Origin of the sequence: Moraxella atlantae NBRC 14588 (assembly GCF_001591265.1) — a bacterium.
GTDB classification, from domain to species: domain Bacteria; phylum Pseudomonadota; class Gammaproteobacteria; order Pseudomonadales; family Moraxellaceae; genus Faucicola; species Faucicola atlantae.
In genome coordinates this window covers 26,394-36,349 of sequence record NZ_BCUL01000015.1, presented here as the reverse complement: position 1 = coordinate 36,349, position 9,956 = coordinate 26,394, and the positions used below count along the sequence as shown (strand labels likewise).

At 50.2% G+C, this 9,956-nt stretch carries 9 protein-coding genes; 2 read left to right on the top strand and 7 right to left on the bottom strand.

From position 1 onward, the window contains the following. Positions 1-252: 252 nt before the first annotated feature. A complete protein-coding gene (locus MA2_RS08405; RefSeq protein ID WP_115254081.1) occupies positions 253-1,908 on the top strand; it encodes an MFS transporter in 1,656 nt (551 codons plus the stop codon). 101 nt (positions 1,909-2,009) lie between these two features. Beyond that, complete coding sequence (locus MA2_RS08400) at positions 2,010-3,239, top strand: HlyD family secretion protein (protein WP_067058797.1); 1,230 nt, start codon at positions 2,010-2,012, stop codon at positions 3,237-3,239. Positions 3,240-3,277: 38 nt separating this feature from the next. Here the strand turns inward: MA2_RS08400 and MA2_RS08395 are convergent, their stop codons facing one another. From MA2_RS08395 to MA2_RS08365, 7 genes are all read right to left on the bottom strand, one after another. Next, positions 3,278-4,480: a sugar transporter gene (locus tag MA2_RS08395; RefSeq protein ID WP_067058822.1), complete on the bottom strand. Its 1,203-nt coding sequence runs from the start codon at positions 4,478-4,480 to the stop codon at positions 3,278-3,280. A gap of 50 nt (positions 4,481-4,530) precedes the next feature. Next, positions 4,531-5,055, bottom strand: coding sequence for a ribosome biogenesis factor YjgA (gene yjgA, locus MA2_RS08390; RefSeq protein ID WP_067058795.1), 525 nt, complete (start codon positions 5,053-5,055; stop codon positions 4,531-4,533). A 24-nt stretch (positions 5,056-5,079) separates the two neighbouring features. Next, on the bottom strand, positions 5,080-6,024 hold the full coding sequence (gene rapZ, locus MA2_RS08385; RefSeq protein WP_079351998.1) for an RNase adapter RapZ: 945 nt from the start codon (positions 6,022-6,024) through the stop codon (positions 5,080-5,082). Between the two features lie 186 nt (positions 6,025-6,210). Next, entirely contained in the window at positions 6,211-7,056 is an 846-nt protein-coding gene (gene panC, locus MA2_RS08380; RefSeq protein WP_067058818.1) for a pantoate--beta-alanine ligase, read from the bottom strand. A 50-nt stretch (positions 7,057-7,106) separates the two neighbouring features. Continuing rightward, a complete protein-coding gene (gene panB / locus MA2_RS08375; RefSeq protein ID WP_067058816.1) occupies positions 7,107-7,937 on the bottom strand; it encodes a 3-methyl-2-oxobutanoate hydroxymethyltransferase in 831 nt (276 codons plus the stop codon). Positions 7,938-8,175: 238 nt separating this feature from the next. Beyond that, positions 8,176-9,333: an RNA-guided endonuclease InsQ/TnpB family protein gene (locus MA2_RS08370; RefSeq protein WP_067058793.1), complete on the bottom strand. Its 1,158-nt coding sequence runs from the start codon at positions 9,331-9,333 to the stop codon at positions 8,176-8,178. Next, complete coding sequence (locus MA2_RS08365) at positions 9,330-9,944, bottom strand: IS607 family transposase (RefSeq protein ID WP_067058791.1); 615 nt, start codon at positions 9,942-9,944, stop codon at positions 9,330-9,332. The genes MA2_RS08370 and MA2_RS08365 overlap by 4 nt, the downstream gene beginning before the upstream one ends. Positions 9,945-9,956 lie beyond the last annotated feature (12 nt).

The following is a 9,956-nucleotide window of genomic DNA, read 5'->3' as shown; positions in this document are numbered from 1 at the left end:
CTGCGAGCAATATACGAAAGCAGGCGTTAGCTGATGTGGCAGGACTTGCTACTGTATAAAGAGTTCCCCATAAAGAGTTCCCCCAGTACGTGACTTTCAGCGTAAGGGTACTGGCGAAAGGTAACAACTCAATCTAGGTTGGCGTTGTTATGGGTTGCAAAAATTCCCCCACCATAGCCGCTAGGTTTGGTGGTGGGAGTATGTCAAGCGCTAGGTTTTAGCCGCTATGCCGAATGATTGGCGCAAAATATGATCCCACCGCAACCGCGTTATTTGGAAAAACCGCCCGATTGGACGCCGCAAGAGCGCCCAAAGCTGCCTGGTTCGCCTGCCAACCTTGCGCACAGCCGCCCGATTATGGTGCTGTATTTTGTCGTGGGGCTGTTTGTCACCATGGTTGGCGGTCTGGGCAATGGTATCATCACGGCAAATTTGCCGCAGTTTCAAGGTGAGTATGGGCTAACGCCATCGCAGGTGGCTTGGTTTCCTGCCGCGTATGTCATCGGTAGTCTGAGCGCAGGTATTTTGACCTTTAAAGTGCGCCAACAAAAAGGTATCCGTTGGTTTACTGAGTGGTCGCTGTTGGGATTTTTGCTTGCCATTGGGCTGCATTTGGTCACGCATACTTTTGTCATGGCGGTGGTGGTGCGTGCCGCTAGCGGTTTTGTGGGCGGCTCGATGTCCACGCTTGGGCTGTTTTATATCATGCAAGGCGTGTCTGGCAAAAATAAGCTGCGCGCGCTGTATTTTGCCATGGCGGCAGGGCAGCTTGGCGTGCCACTGGCGTGGGTGTTATCGCCGCACCTGATCGCCGCCGATGACTGGCATCGGCTGTATACGTTTGAGTTTGGGCTAGCGTTGTGTGCTTACGCGCTGGTGGTGATGCTCAAGTTGCCGCGCGGTATTCGCATCGCTGTGTTTAGTGCAGGTGATTTTGTCACTTTTGTGCTGCTGACGCTGGGTTTTGGTTGTTTGGCTGCGGTGTTGGTGCAAGGCCCGATTGTGTGGTGGCTCAACAATGTGTATTTGGCGTATGGGCTGATTGTTGGCTTTGGCGCGGTATTGGTCGCATTGGCGTTTGAGTCGTTGCGCGCAGTGCCGCTTGTGGATTTGCGTTGGTTTTCGTCGCTTGGCTTGCTGCGGTTTTTGTTTGGCTCGTTTTTGCTGCGCATGTTGATGTCTGAGCAGTCGTGGGCGGCGGTGAATTTTTTACGCAGTATGGGCATGGGCAGTGACCAGTTTGTTGGGCTGTACACGGTGATTTTTTGTGGTACGTTGGTCGGCGGTATGCTCTCGGCGTTGTTTTTTGCCCCCACACCCAAGCGCGTGTTTAGTAAGATCTTGCTGGCAGGCGCGATGATTGCGTTGGCAAGTTTTATGGATGCTGATTTGACCAATCAGGTGCGTCCACAAAATTTTTATGTTAGCCAATTTTTGGTCAGCTGTGCAGGCGGTATGTTTATTGGACCGTTGTTGATGATTGGCTTTATCAAGGCAATGCTCAAAAGCCCCAACCATATTGCCATGTTTATTATTTTGTTTACTGCCAGTCAAAACTTTGGTGGTTTGATGGGCTCGTCGTTTTATTCAACCTATGAAAAACGTCAATTACAAGTCCATCGCCAAGCGCTGCTACAAGCCATGCCGTCTGATGACCCTGCCGTCAATCTGCGTCTGCTGCAATACCAAGGCGCATATCGCGGCGTACTGCCCGACAGTCAGCTTGACCGCGAGCAGGCGGTTATGACGCTTAACCAAGTCGTTAACCGTGAAGCCACGGTGATGGCGTACAATGATGTGATTCGATTTAACAGTTATTTGGCGGTATATGGCTTGTTGTGGGGGCTTGTGATGATGGTCATCGCGCTACGCTATATCAAAAAAAATCCGCTACCTGCACCGTCTTGATACAAAAATTGCGATCAATAGCCGTTTGATAACCATCAGCCAAACGTTTTAACCAGTGAGCCTGCGACCCAAAACACCGTGCTAGACCCGAAAGGATTGTCATGAGCGACTCGACTTCAGCCAACCGTCCCGATGAACGCGCCAATCAGCCGCAAATAAATGCCGACCAAGCAAGCGGCGATAATGCCACATCTGCCCCTGCACCAACGGCAACCGATGCCGCACCTGCGCCTGCCGCCACGCCAAAGCTGATCAAGCCGCGCAAAATTACTTTCATTGCCATGGCGGCGTTGTTTATCATCGGCGCGGCGATCGTGCTGTCGGTGTGGCATGTCAAACCCTTTTCGACGACCATTGAGCAGACCGACAACAGTTATGTACGCGGTAACTCCACCGTGCTGTCCTCACAAATTAGCGGCTATGTCGATCAGGTATTGGTCAAGGATTTTGACCACGTCACCGCAGGGCAGCCGCTGTTGCGCATCAATGCAGACAACTACAACCAACAAGTCGTGCAAGCTGAATCTGCTGTCACCCAAGCGCAAACCAACCTTGCCAATCAGCAGCAAGTCATCGAGCAGCGCAAAGCCGATATCCGCGTTGCCCAAACCCGTGTCACCCAAGCGCAAACCCAACTGGATTTGGCACAAAAACAGCTCAATCGGCTTTTGCAACTTGTTGATATCGGCGCAGTGTCACAAGCTGAGGTTGATACCGCGCGCGCCAATGTCGCCAACAATGTAGCCGCGCTCAACCAAGCGCGTGCCAATCTTGATGCCACCCGTGAAGCACTCAAAACCGCCGAAGTTGCCCAAATCGGGCTACAAGCCCAAATCAAAAGTGCCAATGCCCAAGTGGATCAAGCCAAAACCATGAAAAATTACAGCCAAGTCACCGCGCCGATTTCGGGGCAACTTGGACAAGTCGGCGTACGCAACGGGCAATACGTCAGCACAGGCACACAGCTGATGTATATCATCCCAGCAGAAACGTGGGTGATTGCCAACTTCAAAGAAACCCAGATGCAGCATATTCACATCGGGCAGCCTGCCACCTTTACTGTCGATGCACTTGGTGGTAAACGCTTTACGGGGCATGTCAATAGCATCTCACCTGCCACAGGCTCAGAATTTAGCGTGATTAAAACCGACAACGCCACGGGCAACTTTACCAAAGTCGTGCAGCGCATTGCCGTGCGCATTGACATTGATCCCAATCAGCCCGATACCGACCAACTGCGCCCTGGTATGTCAGTCATCACCAAAATCGACACCGCCGCCAGCAGCGTACCAAACGCAGTCGGCAGTCTAGCTGAGCAAAAGGCTAGCTAAGCAATAAGGGGTAAAATGGGCTGGGGCTTAAAACCGCTTTAAGCACGTCGCCCATACCACACGCTCCAGCCAAACACCGCCAGTGCCAGCAGCAAAATCAGCGCGCCAACATTGCCGACCATGCCAAGCCCCCACGCAGCAATTACCAATGAGCCGACCAGCGCACCACCGCCGATACCAATATTATAAATCCCTGAAAAAATTGACATCGCCACATCGGTGGCATTGGGGGCAAGCTTGAGCACCTGTAATTGTAAGGCCAACCCAATTGCCGTCATACAACCGCCCCACACCAGTGCCAGCACCATCCAGCCGACTTGACTTGCGCCAATCCATGCCACCACCAGCAGCGAAACAAGCAGCCCCAACAACGACACCAACACAAACCCCGTTGGGCGTTTGTCATACACCTGCCCAAATACCGCGCTTGCCAACAGCCCTGCAACGCCAAACAGCAGCAGCACAACGGTGGCAAAGTTTTCACTTAAATGATTAATTTGTAAGACAAACGGCTCAACGTAACTATACGCGGTAAAATGCGCTGTCACCGCCAACACCGTCAGCGCGTACACAACAAGCAACGGCACATTACGCGCAATCTGTGGTAGGCTTGCCACCGAACCAACATTGCGGCTTGGCACCTGCGGCAACAGCCACGCCACCAGACCCATGGCAATCAATGCCGCCACCCCAATCGTGCCAAATGTCGCCCGCCAGCCCAACCATTGCCCAATAAGCCGCCCCAATGGCAGCCCAAGCACTGTTGCCAACGCGCTGCCCATCGACAGTAGCCCAAGCGCCTTGGTTTGCCAACCACGCGGCGCGACACGCACCACAAGGCTTGCCGTAATTGACCAAAACACCGCATGTGCCAACGCAATCGTCGCCCGTCCGACCAACAGCATAGCAAAGCTACTTGCCAATACCGAGATCACATGCCCAGCAATAAACAGCGCAAACAGCCACATCAGCAAGCGTTTGCGCTCAAATCGTGCTGTCAGCAGCATACCTGGCAGCGACAACACCGCCACCAGCCACGCATACACCGTTATCATATGCCCAACTGACTCCACAGGCATGGCAAAACTTGCGCCAATGTCAGTCAAAAGCGCGATGGGCACAAACTCAGTGGTATTAAAGATAAACGCCGAAATCGCCATCACAACCACTCGCCAACGCCGTACGCGGTTGGCATAGGTAGGTTGGTTGGCAAGGCGTTGGCGCAGGGCAGGGTTAGACATAAAACGCACGTATTTTTTAATGGTTTGAATACATCAGTTATATAAATCAATTACTTGTCTTTAGATAAAATCGCCACTTGGCGGATATAAGTGTGCAAATCAGCAAGGCTTTCTTCGCGCAGCTCATCGTCATCGGTGTAATCGGCATACGCAAGCCAAATCAACAACTGCTTGATGGTGTTGTATTCACTGGCAAAAAACTGTTTGCTAAATTGCTTAAGCGTGTTGTCATCTTGCAAGGTCAGCCGCGTTTGCCATGCCTCGATTTTGGCTTGCTGCTCGGGGCTGAAGGTACAGCCAAACAGGTATTCAACCAAGGCGTGCGGGTCTTCTTCTGCCAACAATTTACCGATGCGTTTGGTTTGGCGTTTACGCGCCTCATGGCTGCTGATATCCGCCAATGCCAGCAGCTCATCGACAAAGTACTCACTGGCGGGTAGGTTTTTCATCTGTTTTTTGGACAAACTTGCCAATGGTTCTGCCAGCTGTTGCAAGCGTTCGTGGGCTTTTTTTTGCTCGGTACGGCTGATCGCCATGTCCATGTCTTCAAAATTAATATTACTTAAATTTGCCATAATCGTTTGCTTGATTTAAAAAAATTACCATTTAGACTTTTCACGATGTTTAATGCGCACCACCATACCAACAGGCAGAGTATCTGCCAAGCGCGCCCCCAATGTCTCGGCGATATACACCGAACGGTGCTTGCCGCCCGTACAGCCAATACCGATTGTCACCGTATGGCGGTTGTTATGCAAAAACTCGGGCAGCCAACGCGCCAAAAACGTAAAAATGTCATCGCGCAGTGCGTCCACCTCGGGGTAGGTGGCAAAAAATGCCTGAACCGCCGCATCCAGTCCCGTCAAGGGTTGTAACTGAGCTTGCCAATGCGGATTGGGCAACGTGCGCACATCAAACAAAAAATCCGCATCAATCGGGCTACCGTATTTAAAACCAAATGACAGCAGATTGACCGTCACTTCATTGGCAACGCCCAGATGGTCGCGCACCAATTCTTTGAGGTGGTGGGTGTTGAGCGTACTGGTATCAATGCGAATATCTGCCAGTTGGGCGATGGGCTCAAGCAGCTGGGTTTCGGTGCGGATGGCATTGGGTAGGTTGTGCGCGCTTGCCATCAGCGGATGCACGCGGCGATTGGCATCAAACCGCGCGACCAACACGCTTTCTTGTGCGGTGACGTATAGCACCTTGACCGTCTGCTTGCCATAGTGTGTCACAAGCTCGGCATAGACTTGCGCAAATGCCGACAAATCTGCCTGTGGGGTGCGCACATCAATGCCAAAGGCTAATTGGTGAATATCGCTGTCATTGACCAGTTTTTGCGCCGCCAATGGCACCAATGACAGCGGCAGATTGTCAATGGTGTAATAACCAAAATCCGCCAAAATGCTGAGTACTGTGGTTTTACCTGAGCCTGAACGCCCCGATACGATGACAATTTGTGTCTGTGTTTGCGGTTTGCCGCGCGCATGTACGTCGGCTGGCTCAGTGGGTGTGTTTGGCTGATGTGGCACAGTTGGCATAAAGCACCTTTGCCTGATGGTAAAATGTTAGGTGATTTGAGATGGAACGATTGCAAGCAAAATGCTGACAAATTTTAATCATTTGACAAGCATTCTAACACCAAAAACACCACCCCAAACCATTACCCGTTCTGTTTTTTGGTTAAAAACTTATGCAAAAACGGCGCACGAGCTCAGCCAAGGCGATTACTGCTTGCGCGTGACCTCAACATTGTCCAACAATCGCGCCTTACCCAGCCATGCCGCCGCCAAAATCACCAAATCCGCCGTATTTGCTGTAGCAGGGGCAAGCGATTGTGCGCGTACCTCGACATAATCCACACGAAAGCCCGATGCGTTCAAATTCGCCACCGTATGATCAACCAGTTGGGTAAAATCGGCAAACGCGGCGGTTTGTAATTGTGTTGCCAGTTGTTGCAGACACTGCTGCAAATACGGCGCGCGCGCGCGCTCATCGGCGGTCAAGTACTGGTTGCGCGATGACAACGCCAGCCCATCGGGCGCGCGCTGCACATCCACGCCGATGATATCTACATTAAAATTAAGCTCAGCGACCAACTGGCGGATGATGGCAAGCTGCTGATAATCTTTTTTGCCAAACACCGCGACATCGGGCTGTACGATGTTTAATAGCTTACTGACCACCAACCCGACTCCGTCAAAATGCGTTGGGCGTGTGCGCCCACACAAAATCTGGCTGATATTGCCGACCAACACGCTGACCGAAGGCGGCAATTTGGCGTACATCTCGCCAACACTGGGCGCGAACACCAGATCCGCTGCCACGGTTTTGAGCTTTGCCACATCTGCCGCCAACGTGCGCGGATAGCTGTCAAAATCCTCACCTGCGCCAAACTGCGTTGGATTGACAAAAATACTGACCACCACGACATCGGCATGTTGTTTGGCAGCTTGTACCAACGCCAAATGCCCGTCGTGCAAATTGCCCATGGTGGGCACAAGGGCAATACGCTGATGGCGGTGCAACGCCAATTCGCGGCGTAGGGCGGTGATGGTATCAAAAACTTGCATGGGTTTTTCCATTTTTCAATGCATTAAAAAAACTTGTCAAAACAGTATGCTTAAAAACTGTGCTCGGCGGTTGGAAATGCGCGCGTCTTCACCGCAGTATGATACGCCCGAAACGCGCCGACGATATCGCCGCTTAGGTTGCTGTCATCGGTCAAAAAATCTTTGACAAATTTGGCAGGTTTGCGCGTGTACACACCCAACATATCGTGCATGACGAGCACTTGCCCGTCACAATCTGCACCTGCGCCGATACCAATCACAGGCACGGCAAATTCAGCGGTGATTTGGGCAGCAAGCGTCGCAGGTACGCACTCAAGCAGTAAGATCGCCGCCCCTGCCTCGACCACCGCACGGCAATCTTCAAGCAGTTTTGCCGCCGCGCTGTCGGTTTTGCCTTGCACCTTGTAGCCACCAAACAGATTGACCGATTGCGGTGTCAAGCCCAAATGTACACATGTCGGCACGCCGTTGTCCGCCAGTAAGCGCACGATCGGCACGAGCTCTGCGCCGCCTTCGATTTTGACCACGTGCGCCCCTGCTTGCATGACCGCGCGGCTATTGGCAATTGCATCGGGCAACGTGGCATATGCCAAAAACGGCAAATCACACAAAATCAGCGCATGGCTATTGGCTCGCGCGACGTTTTGGGTGTGATAGACCATATCCGCCACCGTGACGGGCAGTGTCGAGCCATGCCCTTGCACCACCATGCCAAGGCTGTCGCCAATTAAAATTGTATCAATTTGCGCTTGCTGCATGGCGGCGGCAAAGCTTGCTTCATAGCAAGTCAAACAAGAAAACGGCTCAGCATTTTTTTTGTAACGCTTGAGCGTCGATAAGGTCACAGGTGAAGGGGGTTGGGTCACAGCAGGTGTGGTCATGGCGCTACGCTCCATCAATCAGGGTTAAAATGATGTTTAAGCAAAAAAACGTTGAGCTTCATTAATGTTTGTTAATCCGTTAATAAAGTTAGCCGTTCCGAAAAACCTACCTAAATCTACCAAATGGCAAAATTAGCGTTTTCTTTCTACTTCACCGTTGTTTGCTCTCGCCATTGGGCTAAAGTCTTACATCAACTCCATAGACTGACACGGTGGAACTCACCGCCTTATTAACTGCCTAGACAGTTAAAACTTTTGTTGCGTTGTTTAAAATATTGATACTGGCGTTTATGTCACGGTCATGTTGGGTATGACAGCTAGGGCATTGCCAGTTACGCACGTTTAAGGTCAAATCCGCTTTAGCCATGATAAAGCCATAATTTGAGCAGGTTTTACTTGATGGATAAAATCTATCCACTTCTTTAACGATTTTGCCCCCTTGGTTTGCCTTGTAAATCAACTGGCGTTTAAACTCGTAAAAGCCTAAATCACTAATCGCCCTAGCCAATTTACGGTTACGCACCATACCACTTACATTCAAATCCTCAATGCAAATGGTGTCGTATTCTTTGACTAAGTGAGTAGTTAGCTTGTGGCTAAAATCTTGGCGTATGTTGCCAATTTTGGCGTGTAATCGTGATAGCTTGGTTTTCGCTTTGGCACGATTGTTTGAGCCTTTTTGTTTGCGACTAAGCTGTTTGCTTAGACGTTTGAGTTTTTGCAATTGCTGTTTAAGCGGTTGGGGTGCTTGGATTTTTGTGCCGTCTGATAACACGGCTAAGTCGGTAATGCCTAAGTCAATACCAACTGCTTTACCTGTTTTGGGTAGTGGCGTGATAATATCTGCCAATTCAATAGCAACACTAACAAACCAATCACCGCCTTTCTTAAAGATTTTAGCCGATAGGATTTTACCGTGATAACGTAGCGGTTCAGACATACGCACCCAACCCAAATTAGGGATTTTTATACGCTTGCCGTCAATTCTAAATTGGTCGTTGGATAGGCTAAATCTATCATCAACGCCTTTTTTGCGAAATTGTGGGTATTTGGCTTCGCCTTTAAAAAAGCGTTTGAATGCGTTCCCTAACTGCATGATGGCAAGCTGTGGACTACATTTGGTAACTTCTAACATAAAGGGAAATTGGGTGCGTTTGGTGGCGTTCAGCTGTTTACGCAAGCTGCCTTGCGATGGCTTGTTTAGTTTGGTTATGTCAATTTCAATGCCTTTTGCTAGGCAGTCGTCACGGTAGGCTTTATCTAATTTGTATTGGTTTTGCCATTCTGCCAATGCCCAGTTATAGGCAAGGCGAGCGACACCGCAAGCTTTAGCAAAGTAGGTGGCTTGTTTGTCGGTAGGGTCAAGTCGAATAATGTGTCCACGAATGACTGTCATTCTAAAGCCTCTTTGACGGCTTCGAGTAGTTTTTTATTTTTTTTACTGCGTGAGCCGTAAAGTCTAGCACTAAATACGGTGATAATTTCGAGTACGTCTTGGGCGAGTTCTTCTTCAAAGGATGGGTTTTCACTTTGATTGATGATGACGATTTCCACGTTTCTTGCTTCACATAGGGCAAAGATAAGTTCTGCTCCAAAGCGCAATAGACGGTCTTTGTGGGTAAGTACCAATCGCCCTATTTGGTTCTCAAGTATGCCATCAAGTAGCTGTTTTAAGCCTTTTTTGTGGTAGTTCATGCCACTACCTAAGTCGTTGATAATTTCATACGTCCAACCTTGTTTGGCACAGTACGTTTCTAAGACTTGGATTTGACGGTGTAGGTCTTCTTTTTGGTCGTGGCTTGATACACGAGCATAAGCTATGGTTTTGCGGTCTTTATCGCCCAGGCCGTGTAGTAAGTTAGGGTTGATTTTGCTGATGTCGTAACGTCTATGCCCTTTTGGGGTGCGTTCTGCGACAAGTACGCCTGTTTCGTCCCATCTGCGCAAGGTTGAGATAGACACGCCTAACTGCTGTGAAGCTTGATTGATACTTATTAATCTATTCATAATAGGTATTAT